General features: G+C 36.5%; 1 pseudogene. It reads left to right on the top strand.

What is annotated here, in order from left to right:
- Positions 1 to 759, top strand: a pseudogene (locus RVY88_RS09105) (cell surface protein); the annotation flags it as partial.
- Positions 760 to 880: the final 121 nt, after the last annotated feature.

Here is an 880-nt window from a genome sequence, read left to right as displayed (position 1 = left end):
ACAGATATGAGTGATAAAGCTCTTACTATAAATGGTAGTGAGTCAAATGACCAAGTTACTCTTAAACTACTTGCTGCTACTACTAAGGTTAAGGTAGATGGGGATTTGGGCAACCAAAGCGGAGATGAATTTACCTTAGACGTAACTAACGCAGTAGCATCAGTAACCCATATAGATTTAAGCGAACTTAGTACGACAAAAGGAATTATAGATATAAGCGCACTTACTTCTGTTCTTGCCGATGTGAAAGGTACAAAAGGAAACGATATCATAACCTTAGGCGATAAAGCTTCAACTGCAAAAGGAGAAGGCATATCTATAGACGGCGGCGATGGAAACGATACTTTTGTATTTAAAGATGCAGCAAAAGTAACAGCGGTAACTAATGATAACAGTGTCCAATCATCTGTTATAAATAATTTCGCAGTCGGAGATAAAATCAAATTTGATAGTTTTGTAGCAGAAAATAAACTTGTTGTAGTTACAAGCAATGTTGATGACGCTTCTACAACTGGATTAAAAACTAAATTTGTAGATGCTAAGATTACGGCAGTAGATGGACTAAGCACAGTTGCCGATGGAGATATATTTGCTTATGTAAACGGCACTGATACATACGTGGTTTATAACAAAGTAGGCGGCACGGCAGATGAACTAGATGCTGGCGACATCGTAGTTAAACTAGCCGGAGTTAAGGTCGGAACCGACTTTAATCTACAGCTTACAGACGGCGAACTTCACGCTGTTGCTATAGCTTAATCGCAAATTGTTTCAAACCAAACCTTAATAAATAGTAGATAGTTTTTTTGCTAAAAGAAGTCGGATTTTCCGACTTCTTGATATATTATTTAATTCTTTCAAATAAATCTTTTAAATTTAA

The organism is Campylobacter sp. TJR-1 (assembly GCF_032840035.1).
In the GTDB taxonomy this organism is placed as follows: Bacteria; Campylobacterota; Campylobacteria; order Campylobacterales; family Campylobacteraceae; genus Campylobacter; species Campylobacter fetus.
Note: the sequence above shows the minus strand (reverse complement) of the source record. Positions and strands in the feature narration are given on the sequence as shown.